Here is a 22,174-nt window from a genome sequence, read left to right as displayed (position 1 = left end):
GCATGATGGGACCGGCCGCACCGGCGGTCGGTCCGGTGAGCCGGTCGAGGCGGTTCGTCATCCCGGCAGCGGCCTCTGGCATCGGATCGCGTCGCCTTCGCCACGCGGATCGTGGGTGCCGCTCAGGGTGTCCGCATCGGTAAGCCTGATGGCGCCCGCCTGGCCGAAGATCGGCGACAAGGCCGGAAGGGGCGCCACCTCATGCCCCAGAGCGGCAAGAGCCCCTATCGCGGCCCCGCCCAGGGAGGCTTCGATCTTGAGGCTGTCGCGGCTGTCGGAGAATGTCTTGCCCAGAAGGAAGCGGGGCTGGGCGAGCGCCTCCTCGGGCGTCATGCCGTGATCGATCAGGCCGCTGAGCAGCACGGACAGGGTCTGCGGCTGGCCGTCCGCGCCTTGGGTGCCGTAGAGAAGGTGAGGGGTCCCATCCTTGAGGGCGATGCCGGGATTGAGGGTGTAGAAGGGGCGCTTGCCCGGCTCGATCCCGTTGCGGTCGCCGGGAACGGTGGAGAATGCCGCGCCACGGTTCTGCCAGAGGATGCCGGTGTCGCCGACCGGGACACCGCTGCCCCAGTCGAAATAGGTGCTTTGCAGGACGCTGGCACAGCGCCCCTGTTCGTCGGCCGCGGCGAAATAGACCGTATCGCCATGTTGGTAGGGATGGGGCCAGGGCAGGGCGCGTGCCGGATCGATGGCGGCGGCCTTGGCGGCCAGACGTTGCGGATCGAGGAAATCCCAGGGAGGCGGTTCGGCACAGTCCGGATCGGCGATCAACCGGCGGTCCAGGAAAGCCTGTTTCACCGCCTCGACCAGCAGATGGTAACGCAGCGGGCTGGTGGGCGACAGGGCCGGCAGATCGAAGTGGGAGAGGATGCCCATGATCGCCAGCGTGGAAAGCCCCTGCGTCGGCGCGGGCGGCGCCAGCAGGGTCAGCCCGCGATAGTCCAGGCTTGCAGGAGCCTCCTCCCGCGTCCGGGTCACTGTCAGGTCCGCGGCACGGAGAGGGGAGCCGGCAGCGGCCAGCCCCTCTGCCAGCTGCTTGCCGAGCCGCCCGTCATAGAAGGACCGGTAACCGTCCTCCGCCAGCAGGGAGAGGCTGCGGGTGAGGCCGGGCTGCCTGAAGAGGGCGCCGGGGGTTGCGCTGAAATGCTCCGCGAAGCCTTTCCACTGCGGGATCTCGTCGCGGCGGAAATCGAACCAGAACTGTTGCGAGCGGCTCGGGACATAGCCGTCCCGGGCCAGGGCGATGGCGGGGGTGAGGAGGTCGGCGAAGGGTTGTGTGCCGCCCCAGCGGTCCGCGCTGTAGGCAAGGGCGTGGCCCCAGCTGTCGACCGCGCAGGCCGAGGTGACGGTCGAGGCCGGTCCGCGCAGAGGGATGGCAGCGTCGTAGGCGGGCAGGGTCTCCGTCGCCTGTCCGATGCCAAGGAAGCAGCGCTGCCCTCCCTGCCGGTCCGCCACCAGCCAGACGGCGTCGCCGCCGATCCCGCAGAAATGCGGCATGACGACGGACAGGCAGGCGGCGATGGCGACCGCCGCTTCGATGGCGGTGCCGCCCCTTGCCAGAACGGCGGCACCGGCTTCGGAGGCCAGGGGATGCGGGCTGGTGACCATTCCGGGCCGGGCGGCGTTCATCTCTTTCCCCTCTGCTGGAACCCGGCCGTCGGTCCGGCCGGGCCTGTTCCCTGCTGTCAGTTGGTCTTGTAGGCGAGCTTGCGGTCGGCAGCCGGCGGCAGGAACCGGCGGGTGAAGATCTGTTCCGGTTTGGGCGTGGCGGTCAGCTGATAGCCTTCGACGACGATGCCGATGGAGCGGGCGAGACGGGCATCGTCGACATCGCCGAGGCCGAGCCTGGCGACTTCCGGCGAAACGATGAGATGCTCGTAGGAGAAGATCATGCGGGCGCGCTCAAGCTCTTCCTTGGCCAGATTGTCGTAGGCCAGCACCGCCTTCAGCCCGGCGGCAGGATCGCCGCCGATCTCGACCGCCGCCTTGTTGACGGCGCGGACGAGGCCGGTGACGGCGGCCGGGTTCTCCCGGATCAGCTTCTGGGAAACCATCATGCCGTTGGAATAGAGGTCGAGGCCGAAATCGCCGAACAGCAGCCAGTTGTAGTCCTTGGCCGGATCCTGGCGGTTGTTGATCAGGTTGAACCAGCTGGTGATGTTGAAGACCAGGGCGCCGTCGATGTCGCCCTTGATCAGCATCGGCTCTTGCAGGTTCGGCCCCATGTTCTCGATGGCGACCTTGGTCATGTCGACCTTGTTGAGCGTGCCGAGCACGGTCACGAGGCGGGTGGTCGGGGTGCCCTGGGCGCCGCCCAGCTTCTTGCCGACGAGATCGGCGGGTGTGGCGATGTTGGTCGCCTTCTTCGAGACGATGGCGAAGGGTGGCTTGTTCCAGAGCTGATAGACCATGACCGGCACGTCGCCGGGACGGGTCGCCGCATTCTGGATGATCGCGTTGATGTCGCCGAAGCCGGCGTCATAGGCGCCCGACATGATGCGGGTCACGGTGGCCGCCGACCCTTCGCCCTGGTCGATGGTGACGTTCAGCCCCTCCGCCTTGAAATAGCCCTTCTGCAACGCCAGCAGGAACGGCGCGTCGGAGCCCTGGGTCTTCCAGCCGAGCGTGAATTTGATGTTGGTGTCGGCCAACGCCGTCCCGCCCAGGCAAAGGCCGAGCGCAAGCGTCGCGAGAAGCTTTTTCAACATGGGGAGGCTCCGTTTCGGAAATGATGGGTCAGGCGGAGGCGAAGCCCTGCCGGCGGGTGGCCCAGCCGGTGACTCGCGCCTCGACCAGCGAGAAGGCGACGTAGAGCAGGATGCCGAGAGCGGCGAGCAGGAAGAGGCCGGCGAAGACCAGCGGCACGTCGAAGTTGGAGGAGGCCGTCATCATCACGTTGCCGATGCCCTTGTTGGAGGCGACGGTTTCGGACAGCACGCTGCCGACGAAGGCGAAGGTGACGGCGATTTTCAGCGAGGCGAAGAAGAAGGGCATGGTGCGGGGCAGGCCGACGTTCCACAGGATGTCGAACCTGCTGGCTCCCAGCGACTTCAGCACGTCCTCCAGTTCCGGCTCGGTGGTGGCGAGGCCGGTCGCGATGTTGACGACGATGGGGAAGAAGCACATGGCGAGTGCGGTGAGGATGGCCGGCGTCGCGCCCGATCCGAACCACAGCACGAAGATCGGCACCACCGCGACCTTGGGGATCGAGGAGAAGCCGATCAGCAGGGGATAGACCGTGTCGTAGGCGGTGCGCGAGACGCCGATGGCCGCCCCGATGACCACCCCGACGGTGACGCCCAGGACGAAGCCGATCATCGTGGTCCAGAGGGTCTGCATCACATGCGGCCACAGGATGCCGAAGCGCGCGGCCAGTGTCGCGAAGACCTGGGTCGGGCGCGGCAGGACAAGGTCGGAAACCTGGAGGACGAGGCAGAGGATCTCCCAGGCCGCGAAGAAGCCGAGGATGAGGAGGGCGGCCCAGAGGCGGCGGCGCAGGTCGTAGCTCACGGCTCAGGCTCCCTGGATTGCGGCATCGCTGCGCGCATCGATGATGAGGTCGCGCAGGCGCTGGTTGAGGGCGACGAAATCGGCGTTGAAGGTCATGTCGACCGTGCGCGGCCGGGGGAAATCGACGGCGCTGTCGTCGATGATGCGGCCGGGACGGGCGCTCATCACGCAGATGCGCGAGGCGAGGAAACCGGCCTCCTTCAGGTCGTGGGTGATCAGCAGGACGGTGGGTTTGCGCTTCAGCCACAGGGACTGCATCGTTCCCCACAGCTCCTCGCGGGTGAACTGGTCGAGCGCGCCGAACGGCTCGTCGAGCAGCAGCAGGCTCGGTTCATGGATGAGGGCGCGGCACAGGTTCGCGCGTTGCAGCATCCCGCCCGACAGCTGCCAGGGGTAATGGTTGGCGAACTTGTCGAGCCCGACATCGGCCAGCAGGGCATGCACCCGGTCGCGGAACTCCGTCCTGCGCTTGGCGCGATAGTCGGACCGGAAGGGCCGCACGATCTTCAGCGGCAGCATGACGTTCCGCTCGATGGTGAGCCAGGGCAGCATGGTCGGGTTCTGGAAGGCCATGCCGATGCGCAGCGCCTTGGCCCCGACCTCGCGCCCACCGACGATGACGGCCCCCCGGGTCGGGTTCAGCAGGCCGGCCGTCAGTCGCAGGATCGTCGATTTCCCACAGCCCGACGGCCCGACCAGGGCGACGAATTCGCCTGCCGCGATCCGAAGGTTGGTCTCCTGCAAGGCTGCGACCGTCTTGCCCGGCTTGCCGAACGAAACGGCGGCTTGCGAAAGCTCGACGGCGATGGCCGGGGCGACGGACGGGGAGATGGAAGAGGCGCTGGACGGGTGGCCTTGCGGGATGGCTTGGGATCGGGACATGCGGCGTACCTCGTGGCGGATCGGTAAAACTGTATGCAACGGGTGCGCCAGTTTCCCTGAGGGGCCAAGCTCCACGGAAGAGAAGTCGCGCGGCGGGCGAGGAAAAGTGCATACAGTTTTTGCATGCACTTATTTTATGCAAGCTAGCGGGGCCGCTGCATTCAAATGCGGCACTTGGCGAGTTGCTTTCCCAACTGGCCTCGCTTATGGAAGGCAGAGCAGGCGGGGGCGGTGATGGCCGAGGAAAAACGCGAGCAAAAGCGTTCAGGGAAAACCGGTGGCGACCGTGTCGCGGCGATCTGCACGGCCTTGCGGCGTGCGATCATCGAGCGGGCGCTGTCGCCGGGAGACCGGCTGCCCGAGGATTCGCTGGGCGAACGCTTCGGCGTCAGCCGGACCATCGCCCGCAGCGCGCTCGGGCAGCTGGCGGCGGAGGGGCTTGTCGACCTGCGCCGCAACCGCATCGCCGTGGTCGCCGTGCCGTCCTTCGAGGATGCGCGCGACATCTTCGACATCCGGGTCGATCTGGAGCGTCAAGTCGTCCGCCATCTGGCCGGCAAGCTGACCGAGGCCCAGGTCAAGCAGCTGACGGCGATTGTCGAGGCCGAGCATCAGGCCCGGCATGGCGCCGAGGGGATCTCGATCCGCCTTGCGACGGAGTTCCATGTCCGTCTGGCGGAAATGACCGGCAAGCCCGTGCTGATCCGCTACGTGACGGAAATCTGTTACCGCGCCGGACTGTCGCTGGCGGTCTTCAGCCGGCCCCATTCGTCCGAATGCGCAGTGAATGAGCATCTGGAACTGATCGAGGCGATCCGGACCGGCCCCGCCGACAAGGCCTGTGCCCTGATGGACGAACATCTGGAGGCCGTGGCCTCCCGCGCGCTGCTGCAAAGCTCAGGCGCGCGGAGCCGCGACCTCATGGACATCCTGGCGCCCTACACCGAATAAGGGCGCCAGGACTGGCGGTAATTCAGCGGGCGCAGGAGGGATCGAGGATCCATTCGGCGCTGTCGTTCCAGACATCGGTTTCGACGATCAGCCCGTCCTGCACCACGAAGCGGTCGACATAGCGGTTGTTGTCGAAGGGCGTGCCGTCTGGCCAGGCGCCATACAGGTAGCCCAGGCTGTAGACGATGGTTTCCGTCTCGCCCGGCACCACATCATAGCGCTCGATCCGCTTCTTCACCCATTTGTAGCGGGCGGCGTTGAAGCCGGTCGGCCCGCTGGGGGTGTCGAACACGCGATGCCCGGTGAAACGGCAGACGAAGCCCGGCGCCACGTATGTGGCCGCGCGCACGGGATCGGGGGCCATCGACGCCTCCAGATAATCCTTCACGGCTTGCAGATCGCGTTCAGTCGTCTCACTCATCTGGACCTCCGTAAGTGTCGGCATATTGGTATCAAAAGTGCATGCGATTTTCGCATGCAAACGACACGCCGGATTTCGAGATGCCGCAGACCAACAGTTTCGATCTTCTCCTGCGCAATGCCCGGCTCAGGGGAGGGCAGGGCTTGCGGGACATCGCGGTCAGGCAGGGACGGATCGCCGCCATCGGCCCCGACCTGACCGGGACCGCCGCCCTGGAAGAGGATGCCGGCGGGCGTCTCGTCCTGCCGGGGCTGGTGGATAGCCACATCCATCTCGACAAATCCTGCCTGCTCTGCCGCTGCCGCGATGCCGGCGGCGGACTGAAGGGGGCGATTGCCGCGGTCTCCGGCCTGAAGCGGGCGTTCACGGTCGAGGATGTCTACCAGCGCGGCGCCCGCACCCTGGAACGCGCGATCACGCAGGGCACCATGCACATGCGCGCGCATGTGGAACTCGATCCGCTGGTCGGTCTGCGCAGTTTCGAGGCAATGACGCGGCTCAAGCGCGACTATGCCTTCGCCATCGACCTGTCGATCTGCATCTTCCCGCAGGAGGGGATGACCCATGACCCGGCGGTCGAACGGCTGCTGGTCCAGGCCCTGGCGCAGGGGGCCGATCTGCTGGGCGGCTGTCCCTACACCGATGCCGATCCGTCCCTGCAGATGGAGCGGATCTTTGCGCTGGCGGTGGCGCATGACGTCGATCTCGATTTCCATCTGGATTTCGATCTCGACCCCAGCTGGTCGCATCTGGAGGAAATCTGCCGGCGGACGATGGCGGCGGGCTGGCAGGGGCGGGTCGCCGTCGGCCATGTCACCAAGCTCGCCGCCATCGACGATGCTGCGCTGGAGCGCATGACCGCACTCCTGGCCGAAGCCGGCGTGGGGGTGACGGCCTTGCCGGCGACGGACCTCTATCTCAATGGGCGCGATCAGAGGCACCGGGCGCCGCGCGGAGTGGCCCCGGTCCATCTGCTGGCGGACGGCGGCGTCACCGTCTCGGTCGCGACCAACAATGTCCTGAACCCGTTCACGCCCTTCGGTGACGGCTCGCTGATCCGGATGGGCAACCTCTATGCGAACCTCATGCATCTGGGGCCTGAACGGTTCGGCGATTGCCTCGACATGGTCTCGACCACCGCCGCCCGGCTGATGCGGATTGCCGATTACGGCATCGCGGTCGGCGGACAGGCGGACCTGATCGTGCTCGACGCCGATGACGAAGCCGACGCCTTCGGTGGCATCGCCACCCCCCTTATGGGGTTCAAACGCGGCCGCAAGAGCTTCGTCAGACCCGCCGCCACGCTGGTGAGATAGCGGCCAGTCGGGATGGCGGGGTCTCCGCGCAGCCTCGCCACACCGTCCATCGCGCCTTTACAGCGCCGGCCCAATGATCTTATCTCCGCATCATGGATCGTCGCAGGCTCCAGTTCTTTGTCGCGCTCTGCGAGGAGCTGCATTTCCACCGTGCCGCCGCGCGGTGCCACATCACGCAGCCTGCCCTCAGCCAGCAGTTGCGGCAGCTGGAGGACGAGCTTCAGGTCCAGCTGGTCCACCGCAACAAGCGGCGGGTTTCCCTGACCAGGGCCGGCGAGTCCTTCCTGGGCGAGGCCCGGAAGATCCTGAACCAGATGGATCGGGCCGCGCAGCTCGCGCGCCAGACCGACCGCGGCGAGATCGGGCAATTGTCGGTCGGCATGACCGCACCGGCGCTCTACATCGTCTTCCCCGAGATCATGCACCGGTTCCGCACGGCCTTGCCCAATTTCGGCGTGAACGTCCATGTCATGACGACGTCCGAGCAGGAGGAGGCCCTGAGGGCGGGGGCCATCGATGTCGGCATCTTCCATCCCCCGCTCGATGACCAGTCGCTGTCGTCGCACCTCATCGCGCGCATCCGCTTCAATGTCGTGCTGTCGGACCGCAATCCGCTGGCGGAGCGGCCCCGCCTGCGGCTGGAGGATCTGTCCAGGCAGCGCTTCATCATCTTCCCGCGCGTGATCGGTCCGCGCCTGTACGACGAGATCATCAGCCTGTGCCAGCAGGCGGGGTTCAGCCCGGAGCTGATCCTCGAAGCCTCGCCCGCCCAATCGATCATCGCGCTGGCCGCCGCCGACTTCGGCATCGGCCTCATCGCCTCCGATCTCCAGCAGTTCGCGCGGCCGGGTGTCGTCTACCGCCCGCTGGACGGGCCGGCTCCCTACCTGACGCTCGGCGTCGCCTATCAGAGCGACGACACATCCCCGGCGATCCAGACATTCCTCGACGTCGCCGCGACCGTCGGCGAATTGGTCTCCTGAGCGGATGTCCTCCGTCACGGGGACCGATGACGCGGGTCAGTGAAAACTTTTCCTTATCAATCGATCATTTTTAAAAGTTGGACCTACTCAGTTCGTTGGCCCTATCGTTTGCATAACGGAGGATCAAGCCAATGAAAGTCTTCATGATTGGGGAAGCCGCCAATCACAAGGACAAGCTCGGCGCTTTCCTGACGACACCCTGCGAGATCATTCCCCTTCCCCGTGAGGCCGCCCACTCGCCCGACTTCGATTCGGCGATCACCGCGGACGACGTGGTCGTGTCTTTGCGCTTCTCCCGTAACGATGGGTCCATTCCGGATTTTCGACTTCTGCATGTGCCGGGGGCCGGGCTGGACGGCATCGACATGGCCTCCCTGCCGTCCGGGGCCAGCCTGTGCAACGTCTTCGAACATGAGATTCCCATCGCCGAATTCGTCATGGCGGCGATGCTGAACTGGGAAATCCGTCCCGACGCCCTGCGCGGCTCCTTCGCCACCGACACCTGGTCCGACACCTACCGGGCGCGGGTGCCGCATGGCGAGATTCACGGCCTGACCCTGGGGCTGATCGGCTTCGGCCGCATCGGGCGGACGATTGCCCGGCGGGCGGCGGCTTTCGGCATGCGCATCCTCGCCGTGGATCAGTTCGCGGCCGACCCCGATGGTCTGGCCGAGGCGATCCTGCCGCCGGACCGCCTGCCGGAGATGCTGGCGCAATCGGATTTCGTGGTGATCGCCTGCCCGCTGACCGACGAGACGCGCGGGCTGATCGGAGCGCCCGAACTCGCCGCCATGAAGCCGACGGGCGTGCTGATCAACGTATCGCGCGCGCCCATCGCCGACGAGGAGGCGCTGTACGGTGCCCTGCAACGCCAAGCCATCGGCGGTGCGGTGCTCGACGTCTGGTACGGCTATCCGGCCGGGGCGGACGACCGGGTGGCGCCCGCGCGCTTCCGCTTCGAGGATCTGCCGAACGCGGTCTGCACCCCGCATTCCTCGGCCTGGACCACCCGGCTGCCCGAACGTCGCTATGCCTTCATCGCCCGGAACATCGACCGGCTGACTGCCGGCGAACCGCTGCTGAACCTTGTGCGGGCGCCTGCTCCGGCAGCACCGCTCGCCCGCCAGAACACGAGCTTCCCATGATCCGAGACACCGAGGACCTCGCCCGCCGCAGTGCCGGCGTGCCGATCAAGATCACCGGCGTGAAGACCTTCGTCGTCAACGCCGAGATGCGCAACTGGATCTTCGTGAAGGTATTGACCGACCAGCCCGGCCTGTATGGCTGGGGCGAGGCCAGCCTGAACTGGAAGACGCGGGCCGTCACCGGCGCCGTCGAGGATCTGGAGCCGACCGTGCTCGGCCGCGACCCGCGCGACATCGAACAGTGCGTCCGCGCGATGAACAAGTTCAGCTATTACAAGCTGGGCATGGTCGGCGTCACGGCGATCAGCGGCATCGAGCATGCGCTGTGGGACATCTTCGGCAAGAGCGTCGGCCTGCCGGTGTGGCGCCTGCTGGGCGGCAAGGTCCGCGACCGCGTGCGCGTCTACACCCATCTCGGCCTCGGCGAGATGAAGTCAGTGTATGAGACCTTCGACATCGGCTCGCTGAAGGAGCGCGCCGCCGCGGTGACGGAGAAGGGCTACGACGCGCTGAAGGTGGTGTTCATCCCCTACGGTGCCCACAGCGCCCCGGTCCCGGCCCAGCGCCATGTCGGCAAGATGATGCAGGCGCTGCGCGACACGGTGGGCGACGGCGTCGACATCATGATCGACTTCCACGGCCGCCCCGGCTCCATCGCCGCCGCCATGGGCTATATCCGCGAACTGGAGCCCTACCGGCCGATGTTCTGCGAGGAGCCGGTCCAGCCCGGCGACACCGAGGCGCTGCGCCGCATCGCCGAGCAGGCCGACTGCCCCATCGCGTCGGGCGAGCGGCTGGTCGGCTTGAGGGAGTTCATGCCGGTCTTCGCCCAGAAGGCGGTGCACATCGCCCAGCCCGACCTGAACCACACCGGCGGCCTGCTGGAAGGGAAGAGGATCGCGGCGCTGGCGGAGGCGGAACTGATCGGCATCGCGCCCCACAATCCCAACGGCCCGCTGGCCGGTGTCGCCGCCCTGCATTTCGACATCTCCACCCCGAACTTCGTCATCCAGGAGGAGATGAGCGGTGCGGTGCCCTGGTACGACGACGTCGTGCAGACGCCGATCCGCCGCACCGGCAGCCACTGGGAGGTGCCGGACGTTCCCGGCTTCGGCATTGAGGTGAACGAGGCGGAAGCGGCCAAGCATCCCTTCAAGCCGGAGGTGATGCACACGACCTCCGCCGTCCTGGACGACGGCACCATCGTCGATTGGTAAGCCGCAACCGGTAAGGCGCTGCCTCCCTGTTTCATCGGACGGATTTCCATCATGAGAGAATTCAGCACCCCGGGCGACGTGTTCAACGCGCTGCCGTCGCGGGTTGTTTTCGGGGCGGGCGCGGTCGACCGCATCGACGGGGAGGTGGAGCGGCTGGGGGCCAAACGCGCGCTCGTCGTGTCCACGCCCGGCCGCAGCGCCATGGGCGGGCGTGTCGCCGACCGGCTCGGCAGCCGCTGCATCGGCATCCTGCCGGAAGCGATTTCCCAGGTGCCCATCGAACTGGCGATCCGGGGCCGGGCCAAGGCGCGCGAGATGGGCGCCGACTGTCTGGTTAGCGTCGGCGGCGGCGCCTCCATCGGTCTGGGCAAGGCCATCGCGCTGGAACTCGGGCTGCCGATCATCGCCGTGCCGACCACCTATTCCGGCTCCGAGATGACCGGCTTCTGCGGGATCACCATCGACGGCGTCAAGCGGATGCACCAGAGCCTGCGCATGCTGGCCGGCACCGTCGTCTACGATCCCTCGCTGACGCTCGGTTTGCCGGTGGACGTCAGCATGGCCAGCGCCATGAACGCGCTCGCCCATTGCGTCGATGCCATCTACACCCCCACCATCAGCCCGGTGATCGTGCCGGCGGCGATGGAGGGCGCACGGGCGATCATGGACGCGCTGCCGCGGGTGGCGGCCCGTCCGGACGATGGGGATGCGCGCGCTGACCTGCTCTACGGCGCCCACCTCGCCGGTGCGGCGCTGGCCGGCGGCTTCGCCCTCCAGCATGGCGTCGCCCATGTGCTGGGCGGCACCTACGGCGTGTCGCACGGGCTGTCCCATGCGCTGGTGCTGCCCCATGTCGCGGCCTACAATGCGCCCTTCGCCCCCCAGGCGATGGACCGGCTTGCCGCCGCCATGGGGGTGGAAGACGTCGGCGCCGCCATCTTCGACGTGATGGAAACGGTCGGCCTGCCGACGCGCCTGACGGAGGTCGGCTTCTCCGCCGACCGGATCGCGGAGGCCGCCCGCATCACCGTCGAGACCGACAACCGCTACAACCCCGGACCGGTGACCGAGGAGGCCGTGCGCGGCATCCTCGCCGCGGCGGTGGAGGGGCGTCGTCCGGGTCCGCATCCGGGCCGGTAGAGGCCGGCGCTGGGAGCCGAACCGGAGCAGAGAACGCAAAAAAGGGAGGAACCACCATGACGATCAAGCCCACCATGACGATCAAGCGCAGACAGTTTCTGGCCGCCACCGCGGCAGGCGCCCTGGCCGTCCCCCTGGCCGCCCCCTTCATCTCGAAGGCGCATGCCGCGGAATTCGCCTGGAAGTTCGGTCACGGCTTCCCCGCCAGCCACCCGCTGCATGTCCGCGCCGTCGAGGCCGCCGAGCGCATCCGCAAGGAGACCAACGGCAAGGTCGACATCGCCGTCTTCCCCAACAGCCAACTTGGTGGTGACAGCGACCTGCTGGCGCAGGTCCGCTCCGGCGGCATCGAGTTCTTCAGCACCGGCGGGCTGATCCTGTCCACCCTGGTCCCGGTGGCCTCGATCAACGGCATGGGATTCGCGTTCAAGGATTACGACGCGGTCTGGAAGGCGATGGACGGCCAGCTCGGCGGTGTGATCCGCAAGGGCTTCGACAAGGCCGGCCTCCACGCCTTCGAACGGATCTGGGACAACGGTTTCCGCCAGATCACCACCGCCACCAAGCCGATCACCGGTCCGGCCGATCTCGCCGCCTTCAAGATCCGCGTTCCGGTCAGCCCGGTCTATGTGTCGCTGTTCAAGGGGCTGGGCGCATCGCCGACCAGCATCAACCTGGGCGAGGTCTATGCGGCACTCCAGACCGGCGTGGTCGATGGGCAGGAGAATCCGCTGGTGGTCGCCGACACCGCCAAATTCTACGAGGTGCAGAAATTCTGCTCGATCACCAACCATGTCTGGGACGGATCCTGGATCGTCACCAACGGCCGGTCCTGGCGCGGGCTGCCCGAGGATCTGCGCCAGATCGTCAGCCGCAACCTGAATGACGGCGCGCAGCAGCAGCGCCAGGACATCGCCGGCCTGAACGAGGCGCTGCAGAACTCGCTTTCGCAGAAGGGGCTGACCTTCAACAAGGTCGATCCGGCGCCCTTCCGGGAGGTCCTGCGCAAGTCCGGCTTCTACGGCGAATGGAAGGCCAAATACGGCGAGGAAGCCTGGAGCGCCCTGGAAAGCTCGGTGGGGGCCCTGACATGACGACGGTGGTGGATCACAAATCCACCGCCGGCCCGTCCACCGCCGGCCCATCCGACAGCGCCAGCCCGTGGCTGACGCAGGTCGACCGGCTCCTGGGCTGGCTGTCCGAATTGCCGGTGGCGCTTCTGGTGGCGGCGGAGGTGGTGATCCTCTTCACCGGCATCGTCGCCCGCTACGTGCTCCACGCGCCGATCACCTGGTCGGATGAGCTGGCGTCGATCCTGTTCCTGTGGCTGGCGATGCTGGGGGCCGTCGTCGCCTTCCGCCGCGGCGAGCATATGCGGATGACCGCCTTCGTCAGCTGGGCATCGCCCCGCGCGCGGGCGTTCCTCGACGTCTTCGCGGTGGCGGCGGCACTCTGCTTCCTGCTGCTGGTCATCCTGCCGGCCGGCGAATTCGCCTGGGAAGAGCTGGAGATCACCACCCCGGCTTTGCAGATCTCGAACATGTGGCGTGCGGCGGCCCTGCCGACCGGTCTCGGGCTGATGATCGCGACGGCGCTGGTCCGGCTGGCACGGGTGGGCGATGTCCGGCTGGTGGCGGGTGCCCTGGCGGCGGTGGCGGCCATCGCCGCCCTGTTCACAATCCTCCAGCCGGTGCTGGCCGATCTCGGCAAGCTCAACCTGCTGGTCTTCTTCGTGGTCGTGGTGGCCGGGTCGGTGTTCGCCGGCGTGCCCATCGCCTTCGCCTTCGGGCTGTCGAGCTTCGGCTATCTTGCCCTGACCACGAAGGTGCCGCTGCTGGTCGTCGTCGGCCGGATGGACGAAGGCATGTCGCACCTGATCCTGCTGTCGGTGCCGCTGTTCGTCTTCCTCGGTCTCCTGATCGAGATGACCGGCATGGCCCGGGCCATGGTGGCGGTGCTGGCCAACCTGCTCGGCCATGTGCGCGGCGGCCTGTCCTATGTGCTGATCGGTGCGATGTATCTCGTCTCCGGCATTTCCGGTTCGAAGGCCGCCGACATGGCGGCGGTCGCCCCTGTGCTGTTCCCGGAGATGAAGAATCGCGGTGCCAAGCCGGGCGATCTGGTAGCGCTGCTGGCCGCGACCGGCGCGCAGACCGAGACCATTCCGCCCAGCATCGTCCTGATCACCATCGGCTCGGTCACCGGCGTGTCCATCGCCGCGCTGTTCACCGGCGGCCTGCTGCCCGGCCTGCTGCTGGCGGTGATGCTGTGCCTGGTCGTGCGGCACCGCTACCGCAACGAAGACCTGTCGGGCGTGCGCCGGCCGACCGGCAGCGAGTTGGGCAAAAGCCTGGTGGTGGCGCTGCCGGCGCTCGCCCTGCCTTTCGTGATCCGCACCGCGGTGATCGAGGGCGTCGCCACGGCGACCGAAGTGTCGACCATCGGCATCGTCTATGCCGTCGCCGTCGGGCTGCTGGTCTATCGCCGCTTCGACTGGCGGCGGGTGGTCCCGATGCTGGTCGAGACCGCCGCCCTGTCGGGAGCGATCCTGTTCATCATCGGCACCGCGACGGGGATGGCTTGGTGCCTGACGCGCTCCGGCTTCTCGACCGATCTGGCCCATTTCATGGCCAGCCTGCCGGGAGGCTCCTTCACCTTCCTGGCGGTGTCCATCGTCGCCTTCATCATCCTGGGCAGCGTTCTGGAAGGCATCCCGGCCATCGTGCTGTTCGGCCCGCTGCTGTTCCCCATCGCCCGCGAGATGGGCGTGCATGAGGTGCAGTATGCGATGGTGGTGATCCTCGCCATGGGCCTCGGCCTGTTCGCGCCGCCCTTTGGGGTCGGCTTCTACGTCGCCTCGGCCATCGGACGGGTCAATCCGGACGAGGGCATGCGCCCGATCATGGGCTATCTGGCGGCGCTGCTGGCCGGACTGGCGCTGGTCGCGGCGATTCCCTGGATCTCGACCGGCTTCCTGTAACCCGTACCTTCAGGTTTGTGGCAGCTTGCTCAAGCCGGCCCCGGTTCATTCCGGGGCCGGCTTCGTCTTTTCAGGTCAACGCTGCGAGACCGATCCGGCCGCCGCCACCACCAGGGGGGCGAAGCGCTCCTCCATCTCCTCCGGCGTGAAGCGCGCGCGCGACACGGCGATGTTCAGCGCGCCAACCGGCACGCCGCCCGATCCGGTGATGGCCGCCGCGACCGACAGGTCGCCGTGATAGAACTCCTCGAATGCGGTGGCATAGCCGTTCACCGCCGATTGCGCGATTTTGGCCAGCAGCTCGTCGCGCTTCCAGGTGGTGGTGGGCGTGTAGGGCTTCAAATCCATCCGGTCGACCAGCGCCGCCGCCTCCGCCGCCGGCAGGCGGGACAGGATGGCGATGCCGGGCGCAGTGCAGTAGGCCGGCATCCGCGTGCCGACGATGACGTCGGTGTTCAGCACATGCCGGCTCATGAAGCGCGACACGAAGACGATGTCCGTCCCGTCCATCATGGTCAGGTTGATCGTCTCTTCCGTCGTCTTGCTGAGATGCATCAGATAGGGCATCGCGCGCTGCAGCATCGCGTTGCTGTGCAGATAGTGATGCGCGATGTCCAGGCTGCGGACGGTCAGCTCGAACCGCTTGGTGACCGGATCCTTCCGCAGATAGCCCAGCTTCTCCAACGTGTAGGTGAAGCGCTGCGCCGCACTCTTGTCCATGCCGACGGCGGCGGCGACCTGGGTCAGGCTCATGGACGGCCGCGAGGAATCGAAGGCGTGCAGCACGCGGAACGCCTTGTCCACAGACATCACCATCAGCGGATCGCCGGCCCGGCCCTCGGAACCGGGATTTTCGGCAATGACGGTGCCGGCATCGATGTCCGTGCCGGCGGGAACGCCCGTCCTGGGCGCTGAAGAGGCGGATCGGCGCGGTGCCATGTCGGTCGGTCCTGACTGTGCGCGGTGAGAGATACCGTTGACAGCGTACCGAAAGCAAGCCAAGCTAATCAATACAAAGTATTGCATTTCAATACACCGCTTCGCGATCACCCTTCGATCCCCCATTCCCGCGGAGGCCCCCGGCTGCCGGCCACAATTCGCCGGGCCGGACCGGCCTCCCGCATCGACAGGAGCGCACCAGTGACCGACTTCATCCTCACCGAGACCCGCGGCCCGGTCGGCATCATCACGCTGAACCGTCCCAACGTGCTGAATGCCTGGAACAAGGCGATGCGCGACGATCTGGTCGTCGCCTTCGACCGCATGGAGGCCGACGAGTCCATCCGCGCGATCATCCTGACCGGTGCCGGCGACCGTGCCTTCGGGGCGGGCCAGGATCTGAACGAAACCAAGAGCTTCGATGCCGACCGCGCCGAGGAGTGGGTGGCGGAGTGGGAGCGGCTCTACAACCACATGCGCAGCCTGTCGAAGGCGCTGGTGGTGGCGTTGAACGGCGTCGCCGCCGGTTCCGCCTTCCAGGTGGCGCTGCTGGGCGACCTGCGCGTCGGCCATCCCGGCGTGCGCATGGGCCAGCCGGAGATCAATTCCGGCATCGCCAGCACCACCGGCCCCTGGATCATGAAGGAGATGATCGGGCTGGCCCGGACCATGGACCTGACGCTGACCGGCCGTCTGATGGATGCGGAGGAATGCCACGCCATCGGCCTGATCAACCGCATCGTTCCGCAGGACCGCGTGATGGCCGAGGCGCTGGAACTGGCCGGCGAACTGGCCGCCAAGCCGCCGGTCGCCATGCGCCTCGACAAGCAGCGCTTCCGCGAGATGACCGAGGCCGGGTTCCGCGACTGTCTGGCCGCCGGCGTGCGCATCCAGCGGGAAGCCTACGCGTCGGGCGAACCGGCCCGCATGATGGAGGAGTTCCTGGCCAAGCGCGCCGCGCGCAAGACGGCCGCCTGACCGGCCGTTTCGGCCCGTCTTTTAAAAATGGGACGGTTCGCCGCCGTCCCACCCACCCGACAGCTCCTCCATCAACCGGACGATTGCCAAGATCCGGCCAGCGAACAGGGAATACGACAATGGGAAAGAATGACGGTTTCTCCATCGACCGCCGCGGCCTGCTCTCCACCGCGCTGAAGGGGGCCGCGGGCACCGCCGTTGCGGCGGCCCTTCCGCCGGTCCTGGCGGCCGGGATGAGCGGCCCGGCGCTGGCGCAGACCTCTCAGATTACCGTGGCCGATCCGGGTGGTCCCTACAGCCCGGCCTTCCGTAAGGCGTTCTACGACCCGTTCGAGAAGGCCACCGGCATCAAGGTGGTCAATGTCGCCCGCGAGGCCGAGCCGACCGCCCAGTTCAAGGCAATCGTCGAAACCAAATCCTACAGCTGGGACGTCTGCACGCTGACGCTGTCGGCGCGCGACATCTTGACCCGCCAGAACCTGCTGGAACCGCTGGATTTCGCCGCCGCCGACGCGCCGGGCCTGATGCCGGATGCGCTGACCGGCCAGTGGATGGGAACGGACGTCTATTCCACCATCCTCGGCTACCGGACCGACAAGTTCGCGTCCAACCCGCCGCAGAGCTGGGCCGATTTCTGGAATGTCGAGAAGTTCCCCGGCCGCCGCTCGCTGCGCAAGAACCCCATCGACACGCTGGAGCAGGCGCTGCTGGCCGACGGCGTGCCGCTGGACAAGCTCTACCCGCTCGACGTCGACCGCGCCTACAAGAGCCTGGACCGCATCCGCCCGCACATCGCCGCCTGGTGGACCGGCGGCGCCCAGTCGACCCAGCTGATCCAGAGCGGCGAGGTCGACATGATCGCCCTGTGGAACGCCCGCGCCCAGGCCGCCATCGACGGCGGCGCGCCGGTGAAGATCTCGTGGAACCAGGGCCTCTATTCCATCGAGGGATGGGGCATCCCGCGCGGCAACCCGCGCGCCGACGCCGCGCGCAAATTCATCAAGTTCTGCGCCGATCCGCAGCGCCAGGCGATCTTCACCGAGGTGCTGGCCTACGGTCCGACCAACCTCAAGGCCTATGACGAGATCCCGAAGGAGCGGGCGCAGGCGCTGCCCACCTTCCCCGAGAATCTCAAGACCATGACCATCGCCCGCGAGGATTGGTGGGGCGCCAACCGCTCCAAGATGAGCGAGCGCTTCAACGCCTGGATCCTCGGCTGACGACCATCACAGGAGACCCGCCGCCATGCTCCCCTCCCACGGAACGGCCCCTCCCGCCTGCAAGCTTCTGGTCGATGGCCTAACCAAGAGCTACGGGTCCGTCGTCGCCCTCCAGCCCACCCGGCTGGAGGTTCCGGCGGGCGAATTCCTGACCCTGCTGGGCCCCTCCGGCTCGGGCAAGACCACGCTTCTGCAGATGATCTGCGGGCTGGTGGAGCCGAACGGCGGGCGCATCCTGATCGATGGCCGCGACGAAACCCGCACGCCCGTCCACAAGCGCGACATCGGGCTGGTCTTCCAGCATTACGCCCTGTTCCCCCATCTGACGGTGGCGGAGAACATCGGCTTTCCCCTGCGCATGCGCGGGATCCCGGGCGCCGATGTCGACCGCCGGGTCCGCGAGGCGCTGGAGATGGTCCATCTCGGCCATCTCGGCGACCGCTTCCCCAAGGAGCTGTCGGGCGGCCAGCAGCAGCGGGTGGCGCTGGCCCGCTGCTTCGTCTACCAGCCCTCCGTCATCCTGATGGACGAGCCGCTGGGGGCGCTCGACAAGAAGCTGCGCGAGCATATGCAGTACGAGATCAAGCGGCTGCACCGCGAGACCGGCGCCACCATCATCTACGTCACCCATGACCAGGAGGAAGCCCTGGCCATGTCCGACCGCATCTGCCTGATGAACCACGCGCGCATCGAGCAGATCGGCACGCCCCACGACATCTACGCCCGGCCGAAGACCGCCTTTGCCGCCGACTTCATCGGCGTGTCCAACATCTTCCGCGGCAGGCTCCAGCGCGACGAGGGCGGGGCGCCGATCCTGGTGACCGGCGGCGGGCGGTTCCGCCTGTCGGCCGCCACCGCTGCCGCCGCGGGCGCCGTGGCCGGCCAGGGCGAGGCGTCGCTGATCGTCCGGCCCGAGCAGCTCGACCTCGACGGCGAGGGCGACAACGAGGTGTCGGGCCAGGTGGTCGACACCGTCTATGCCGGCTCGGAGACCCGCGTGCTGGTGGCGCTGGGCGACCAGTCCACCGTCACCGTCCGGCTGCGGCGCGGCATGTCGCCGCCGCCGCTGGGCAACCGCGTCGCCGTGCGCTGGCGCAGCGACGCCGGGGTGCTGGTGTCATGAGCGCCGTTCTTCTGCACGGCACCGACGAGGGCGGTCTGAGGCAGCGGCTGCGCTTCGGACCGCTCTGGCTGGCGGCGCCCGGCATCGCCTTCCTCGCCGTCTTCTTCCTCTATCCGGTCCTGCGGCTGCTCGGCCTCAGCGTTCAGGATGCCGACACCGGCGCCTGGACGGGGGAGCATTACGCCCGCATCGTCGACACCGGCGTCTATTTCCGCGTGCTGATGGGCACCTTCCGGATCGCCGGGCTGACGGCGCTGTTCTCGCTGCTGCTGGGCTATCCGCTGGCCTATTGGCTGGCGCAGCTGCCGGAGCGCAGGCGCGGCGTGATGATCCTGGCGGTGATGGTGCCGTTCTGGACCAGCTATCTGGTGAAGACCTTCGCCTGGATGGTGATCCTGGGCCGCACCGGCGTCATCGGCGGCCTCCTGGCGGCCGGCGGCCTGCCGCGGCCGGAGATGCTGCACAACGAGTTCGGCGTGATGATCGGCATGGTGCACGCCATGCTGCCGCTGGCCGTGCTGACCATGCTGCCGGTGATGACCGGCATCGACCGCCGGCTGGTGCAGGCGGCGGAAACGCTGGGGGCGGCGCCGGGCCATGCCTTCTGGCTCGTCTATTTCCAGCTGTCGCTGCCGGGCATCGCCGCGGCGGGGCTGCTGACCTTCATCTCCTCGCTGGGCTTCTTCATCGTTCCCGCTCTGCTGGGCGGGCCGCAGCAGACCATGCTGGCGCAGCTGATCATCGCCCAGATTCAAGAAATGCTGAACTGGGCCTTCGCCGGGGCGCTGGCCACCTTCATGCTGGCGGCGGCCCTGGTCACCTGCTGGGTCTATGACCGCATCTTCGGCCTTTCGACTTTGTCCGGCGAAGGATCCCGGCGCAAAAAGGGCGGCGGCCGCATGCGCAGGGCCGGGCAGGGCATCCTGGCGGCGCTGGCGACGCTGACCGCAGCCGCCGCGCGCGTTGCCGCGCCCGTGCTGGGCGAGCGTGGCCGCGACCGGCTGCCGGCGGTCTATTCGACCCTGGTGCTGGTCTTCCTGGTGGCGCCGGCCATCGTGGTGGTGCCCATCGCCTTCACCAGCTCGCCCTTCCTCGATTTCCCGCCGCCGGGCTACAGCCTGAAATGGTTCGAGGTCTATTTCGGATCGGATCTGTGGCTGGGCGCCACGCTGCGCTCCTTCGGCGTCGCCTTCGCCACCGCCATCCTGGCGACGCTGATCGCCGGGCTGGCGGCCCTGGCGCTGGCCCGCTCGACCTCGCGCTGGCGCGGCGCCATCTTCGCCCTGTTCCTGGCGCCGATGATCGTCCCGCGCATCGTCATCGCGGTCGGCCTGTTCTATCTGTTCGCCCAGATCGGGCTGGTCGCCACCGACCTCGGCCTCGTCATCGGCCATACGGTGCTGGCGCTGCCCTTCGCCTTCGTCGCCATCGCCGCGGTGGTCAAGGGGCATGACTGGCGGCTGGACCAGGCGGCGGCGACGCTCGGCGCCAACCGGGTGCAGACGCTGATGCGGGTCACCGTTCCACTGATCCGCGGCGGTCTGGTCGCCGCCTTCCTGTTCGCCTTCATCACCTCCTTCGACGAGCTGACGGTGGCCATCTTCGTCAGCGGCGGGGTCAAGACCACGCTGCCCAAGCAGATGTGGGACGACATGATCCTTCAGCTGAACCCGACCCTGGCCGCTGTGTCGGTCGTCGTCTTCCTCATCGTCATGGCGCTACTGCTGATCGCCGAACGGCTGCGCCGGTCCGGCCGCTGAGCGGCGGATTGTGCACCGTCCGTTCACCCCGAGATTTCCCGAGCCGAGATTCCCGACCATGTCCGATTTCTCCACCGGGTTCGCCGGCCTGCTGACCCAGGCCGCGCGGACCGACGGCGAGCGTCTGTTCGCCCGCTACAACGGCGCCCCGCTGACCGCCGGCACCCTCGACCGCCAGTCCGACAGCATGGCGGCGGAGCTGCGGCGGATGGGTCTGGTCCCCGGCGACCGCGTGGCGCTGATGCTGCGCAACAGCCCGGCGGTGCTGTCCACCCTGTTCGGCATCGCCAAGGCCGGGCTGGTGTGGATCCCGATCAACGCCCAGCAGCGCGGCGACGGGCTGCGCTACATCCTGGAGCATTCCGATCCGGCGGCGGTGCTGGCCGACGCCGATCTCGTGGCGACCATCGCGGAGTGCGGCGCCGACCTGTCGGGCAAGCCTCTGATTGTCGCCGGCGCCGACGAGGCCTCGTCCCTGCCGCGGCTGGAGCCGATGCTGGACAGCGGCGCCCTGTTCGAGGGTACGCTCCCCGGAGCGGACGACCTCTTCGCCATCATGTACACGTCGGGGACCACCGGCCGGCCGAAGGGCGCGCTGGTCACCCACCGCATGATGCGTCTGGCGGGCGAGGCGGTGGCGCGCGTCTCGGCGGCCCGCGATGGTGACGTGCTGTTCGTCTGGGAGCCGCTCTATCACATCGGCGGCGCGCAGATGATCGTGCTGCCGCTGATCGCCAAGGTGTCGCTGGCGATGGTCGACCGCTTCAGCGCCAGCCGCTTCTGGGATCAGGTCCGCGACTATGGCGCCACCCACATCCATTATCTCGGCGGCATCCTGCAAATCCTGCTGAAGCAGCCGGCTGACCCGCGCGACCGCGACCATCCCGTGCGCATCGCCTGGGGCGGCGGCTGCCCCAAGGAGACCTGGACGCCGTTCCAGGAGCGGTTCGGCGTCGAGATCCGCGAATGCTACGGCATGACCGAGGCGTCGAGCATCACCACCTGCAACGACGAGGGCATTGTCGGCGCGGTGGGGCGGCCGATGCCCTGGTTCACCGTGGCTTTGCTGGACGAGGCCGGCAAGCCGGTCGCCCGCGGCGAGCGCGGCGAGATCGTGGTGCGCACCGACACGCCGGGCGCCCTGTTCGCCGGCTATTTCCGCAATCCCGAGGCGACGGCGAAGGCCCTGCGCAACGGCGCGCTGCACACCGGCGACCTCGGCTCGCTGCTGCCGGACGGCACGCTGCTGTTCCACGGCCGGATGACCGACAGCATGCGCTGCAAGGGCGAGAACGTCTCCGCCTGGGAGATCGAGCACATCGCCGCCACCCATCCCGCCATCGAGGACTGCGCCGTCATCGGCGTGCAGGCGGACATCGGCGAGCAGGACATCAAGCTGTTCGTCAAGCCCAGGCTGGGCGCCACGGTGGACATCCCGGCCCTGTCCGACTGGCTCGGCCGCCAACTGGCGCCCTACCAGAACCCGCGCTACATCGCCCTGGTGGAGGGGTTCGAGCGCACGCCCAGCCAGCGCATCATGAAGCACCGCCTGTCGCCCACGGTGAACGACAGCTGGGACCGGCAGGCGGTGCGCTGAGGCCGTCCCGCC

Annotated in this window: 19 protein-coding genes; 13 read left to right on the top strand and 6 right to left on the bottom strand. The window is 67.7% G+C overall.

Going from position 1 to position 22,174, the window contains the following annotated elements; all coding sequences use genetic code 11:
* Positions 1-57: 57 nt before the first annotated feature.
* The 4 genes from ABNQ39_RS21740 to ABNQ39_RS21725 are packed head-to-tail and all read right to left on the bottom strand — an operon-like array spanning position 58 to position 4,392.
* A complete protein-coding gene (locus tag ABNQ39_RS21740; protein ID WP_376960434.1) occupies positions 58-1,629 on the bottom strand; it encodes a gamma-glutamyltransferase family protein in 1,572 nt (523 codons plus the stop codon).
* A gap of 56 nt (positions 1,630-1,685) precedes the next feature.
* Positions 1,686-2,708 carry an ABC transporter substrate-binding protein gene (locus ABNQ39_RS21735; protein ID WP_376960432.1) on the bottom strand — a complete coding sequence of 341 codons (1,023 nt, stop codon included), beginning with the start codon at positions 2,706-2,708 and terminating at the stop codon, positions 1,686-1,688.
* 28 nt (positions 2,709-2,736) lie between these two features.
* On the bottom strand, positions 2,737-3,510 hold the full coding sequence (locus ABNQ39_RS21730) for an ABC transporter permease (RefSeq protein WP_098737107.1): 774 nt from the start codon (positions 3,508-3,510) through the stop codon (positions 2,737-2,739).
* A 3-nt stretch (positions 3,511-3,513) separates the two neighbouring features.
* The gene (locus ABNQ39_RS21725) at positions 3,514-4,392 is read right to left on the bottom strand and encodes an ABC transporter ATP-binding protein (RefSeq protein WP_376960430.1); all 879 of its coding nucleotides are present in this window, start codon (positions 4,390-4,392) and stop codon (positions 3,514-3,516) included.
* Between the two features lie 234 nt (positions 4,393-4,626).
* On the opposite strand from ABNQ39_RS21725, the gene ABNQ39_RS21720 reads away from it, so the two are divergent.
* Entirely contained in the window at positions 4,627-5,343 is a 717-nt protein-coding gene (locus ABNQ39_RS21720; protein WP_109447464.1) for a GntR family transcriptional regulator, read from the top strand.
* Between the two features lie 22 nt (positions 5,344-5,365).
* Here the strand turns inward: ABNQ39_RS21720 and ABNQ39_RS21715 are convergent, their stop codons facing one another.
* Positions 5,366-5,764, bottom strand: coding sequence for a nuclear transport factor 2 family protein (locus ABNQ39_RS21715; protein ID WP_376960427.1), 399 nt, complete (start codon positions 5,762-5,764; stop codon positions 5,366-5,368).
* Positions 5,765-5,844: 80 nt separating this feature from the next.
* Here ABNQ39_RS21715 and ABNQ39_RS21710 point away from each other — a divergent pair, with 80 nt between their 5' ends.
* The 7 genes from ABNQ39_RS21710 (at position 5,845) to ABNQ39_RS21680 (ending at position 14,545) form a co-directional block, all read left to right on the top strand.
* A complete protein-coding gene (locus ABNQ39_RS21710; RefSeq protein WP_376960425.1) occupies positions 5,845-7,080 on the top strand; it encodes an amidohydrolase family protein in 1,236 nt (411 codons plus the stop codon).
* Positions 7,081-7,172: 92 nt separating this feature from the next.
* Positions 7,173-8,063, top strand: a complete 891-nt coding sequence (locus ABNQ39_RS21705) for a LysR family transcriptional regulator (protein ID WP_098737104.1) — start codon at positions 7,173-7,175, stop codon at positions 8,061-8,063.
* Positions 8,064-8,194: 131 nt separating this feature from the next.
* Positions 8,195-9,208, top strand: a complete 1,014-nt coding sequence (locus tag ABNQ39_RS21700) for a 2-hydroxyacid dehydrogenase (protein ID WP_376960423.1) — start codon at positions 8,195-8,197, stop codon at positions 9,206-9,208.
* A complete protein-coding gene (locus tag ABNQ39_RS21695; RefSeq protein WP_199235409.1) occupies positions 9,205-10,425 on the top strand; it encodes an enolase C-terminal domain-like protein in 1,221 nt (406 codons plus the stop codon). Before ABNQ39_RS21700 ends, ABNQ39_RS21695 begins: the two co-directional genes overlap by 4 nt.
* Positions 10,426-10,476: 51 nt before the next feature.
* Complete coding sequence (locus ABNQ39_RS21690) at positions 10,477-11,565, top strand: maleylacetate reductase (protein ID WP_376960421.1); 1,089 nt, start codon at positions 10,477-10,479, stop codon at positions 11,563-11,565.
* 56 nt (positions 11,566-11,621) lie between these two features.
* Entirely contained in the window at positions 11,622-12,659 is a 1,038-nt protein-coding gene (locus ABNQ39_RS21685) for a TRAP transporter substrate-binding protein (RefSeq protein WP_376960419.1), read from the top strand.
* Positions 12,656-14,545: a TRAP transporter large permease gene (locus tag ABNQ39_RS21680; RefSeq protein ID WP_376960417.1), complete on the top strand. Its 1,890-nt coding sequence runs from the start codon at positions 12,656-12,658 to the stop codon at positions 14,543-14,545. Before ABNQ39_RS21685 ends, ABNQ39_RS21680 begins: the two co-directional genes overlap by 4 nt.
* A 75-nt stretch (positions 14,546-14,620) precedes the next feature.
* Here the strand turns inward: ABNQ39_RS21680 and ABNQ39_RS21675 are convergent, their stop codons facing one another.
* Positions 14,621-15,484, bottom strand: a complete 864-nt coding sequence (locus ABNQ39_RS21675) for an IclR family transcriptional regulator (RefSeq protein ID WP_376960415.1) — start codon at positions 15,482-15,484, stop codon at positions 14,621-14,623.
* A gap of 201 nt (positions 15,485-15,685) precedes the next feature.
* Between ABNQ39_RS21675 and ABNQ39_RS21670 the strand changes: the two genes are divergently transcribed.
* The 5 genes from ABNQ39_RS21670 (at position 15,686) to ABNQ39_RS21650 (ending at position 22,162) form a co-directional block, all read left to right on the top strand.
* A complete protein-coding gene (locus ABNQ39_RS21670) occupies positions 15,686-16,462 on the top strand; it encodes an enoyl-CoA hydratase/isomerase family protein (protein ID WP_376960413.1) in 777 nt (258 codons plus the stop codon).
* A 119-nt stretch (positions 16,463-16,581) separates the two neighbouring features.
* On the top strand, positions 16,582-17,682 hold the full coding sequence (locus ABNQ39_RS21665) for an ABC transporter substrate-binding protein (protein WP_376960411.1): 1,101 nt from the start codon (positions 16,582-16,584) through the stop codon (positions 17,680-17,682).
* A 25-nt stretch (positions 17,683-17,707) separates the two neighbouring features.
* On the top strand, positions 17,708-18,805 hold the full coding sequence (locus ABNQ39_RS21660) for an ABC transporter ATP-binding protein (RefSeq protein WP_376960409.1): 1,098 nt from the start codon (positions 17,708-17,710) through the stop codon (positions 18,803-18,805).
* Positions 18,802-20,565: an ABC transporter permease subunit gene (locus tag ABNQ39_RS21655; RefSeq protein WP_376960407.1), complete on the top strand. Its 1,764-nt coding sequence runs from the start codon at positions 18,802-18,804 to the stop codon at positions 20,563-20,565. The genes ABNQ39_RS21660 and ABNQ39_RS21655 overlap by 4 nt, the downstream gene beginning before the upstream one ends.
* 58 nt (positions 20,566-20,623) lie before the next feature.
* Positions 20,624-22,162 carry an AMP-binding protein gene (locus tag ABNQ39_RS21650; protein WP_376960405.1) on the top strand — a complete coding sequence of 513 codons (1,539 nt, stop codon included), beginning with the start codon at positions 20,624-20,626 and terminating at the stop codon, positions 22,160-22,162.
* Positions 22,163-22,174 lie beyond the last annotated feature (12 nt).

It is taken from the genome of Azospirillum sp. A26, from assembly GCF_042604635.1.
Lineage (GTDB): Bacteria > Pseudomonadota > Alphaproteobacteria > Azospirillales > Azospirillaceae > Azospirillum > Azospirillum palustre.
Note: the sequence above shows the minus strand (reverse complement) of the source record. Positions and strands in the feature narration are given on the sequence as shown.

Coding starts and splice junctions, on each gene's coding strand:
- ABNQ39_RS21705 (WP_098737104.1), top strand. CDS start 7,173: ATGGATCGTCGCAGGCTCCAGTTCTTTGTCGCGCTCTGCGAGGAGCTG.
- ABNQ39_RS21655 (WP_376960407.1), top strand. CDS start 18,802: ATGAGCGCCGTTCTTCTGCACGGCACCGACGAGGGCGGTCTGAGGCAG.
- ABNQ39_RS21720 (WP_109447464.1), top strand. CDS start 4,627: ATGGCCGAGGAAAAACGCGAGCAAAAGCGTTCAGGGAAAACCGGTGGC.
- ABNQ39_RS21715 (WP_376960427.1), bottom strand. CDS start 5,764: ATGAGTGAGACGACTGAACGCGATCTGCAAGCCGTGAAGGATTATCTG.
- ABNQ39_RS21650 (WP_376960405.1), top strand. CDS start 20,624: ATGTCCGATTTCTCCACCGGGTTCGCCGGCCTGCTGACCCAGGCCGCG.
- ABNQ39_RS21735 (WP_376960432.1), bottom strand. CDS start 2,708: ATGTTGAAAAAGCTTCTCGCGACGCTTGCGCTCGGCCTTTGCCTGGGC.
- ABNQ39_RS21725 (WP_376960430.1), bottom strand. CDS start 4,392: ATGTCCCGATCCCAAGCCATCCCGCAAGGCCACCCGTCCAGCGCCTCT.
- ABNQ39_RS21680 (WP_376960417.1), top strand. CDS start 12,656: ATGACGACGGTGGTGGATCACAAATCCACCGCCGGCCCGTCCACCGCC.
- ABNQ39_RS21695 (WP_199235409.1), top strand. CDS start 9,205: ATGATCCGAGACACCGAGGACCTCGCCCGCCGCAGTGCCGGCGTGCCG.
- ABNQ39_RS21665 (WP_376960411.1), top strand. CDS start 16,582: ATGGGAAAGAATGACGGTTTCTCCATCGACCGCCGCGGCCTGCTCTCC.
- ABNQ39_RS21710 (WP_376960425.1), top strand. CDS start 5,845: ATGCCGCAGACCAACAGTTTCGATCTTCTCCTGCGCAATGCCCGGCTC.
- ABNQ39_RS21685 (WP_376960419.1), top strand. CDS start 11,622: ATGACGATCAAGCCCACCATGACGATCAAGCGCAGACAGTTTCTGGCC.
- ABNQ39_RS21740 (WP_376960434.1), bottom strand. CDS start 1,629: ATGAACGCCGCCCGGCCCGGAATGGTCACCAGCCCGCATCCCCTGGCC.
- ABNQ39_RS21690 (WP_376960421.1), top strand. CDS start 10,477: ATGAGAGAATTCAGCACCCCGGGCGACGTGTTCAACGCGCTGCCGTCG.
- ABNQ39_RS21700 (WP_376960423.1), top strand. CDS start 8,195: ATGAAAGTCTTCATGATTGGGGAAGCCGCCAATCACAAGGACAAGCTC.
- ABNQ39_RS21675 (WP_376960415.1), bottom strand. CDS start 15,484: ATGGCACCGCGCCGATCCGCCTCTTCAGCGCCCAGGACGGGCGTTCCC.
- ABNQ39_RS21660 (WP_376960409.1), top strand. CDS start 17,708: ATGCTCCCCTCCCACGGAACGGCCCCTCCCGCCTGCAAGCTTCTGGTC.